Consider the following 410-nt stretch of genomic DNA (forward strand, 5'->3'; position numbering starts at 1 on the left):
CCCTTCGAGAAGCTTGTCGAAGAACTCCAGCCTCAGCGTGACCTGAGCCGCTCACCGCTCTTCCAGGTCACCCTCACCCTTCAGAACGCTCCTGAAGGAGAACTCAAGCTCGCCGGCATCACGCTGGGCGCGCTGCCTCCGAGCATCGAGTCCTCGAAGTACGACATCAGCCTTCTGCTCGAAGAAGGCATCAATGGCTTCGCGGGTGTCTTCAACTACAACACCGACCTCTTCGACGCGGCGACCATGGAGCGCCTCTCGCGTCACTACGCGGTGCTGATTGAGGGACTTCAGGCGGCCCCCGATACCCAGCTTGGCCTGATCCCTCTGCTCACGTTGGCGGAGAAGCAGCAGGTCCTCGCGGGTTGGAATGGCGTTGTCAGTGATTACCCGCGCGACGCATCCATCCC

At 61.5% G+C, this 410-nt stretch carries 1 protein-coding gene; it reads left to right on the top strand.

Annotated features, from left to right (window positions below; all coding sequences use genetic code 11):
- Window positions 1-410, top strand: a 410-nt coding sequence (locus G4D85_RS48600; protein WP_164021957.1) for a condensation domain-containing protein, incomplete at both ends; no start/stop codon positions are given.

Origin of the sequence: Pyxidicoccus trucidator, assembly GCF_010894435.1 — a bacterium.
In the GTDB taxonomy this organism is placed as follows: Bacteria; Myxococcota; Myxococcia; order Myxococcales; family Myxococcaceae; genus Myxococcus; species Myxococcus trucidator.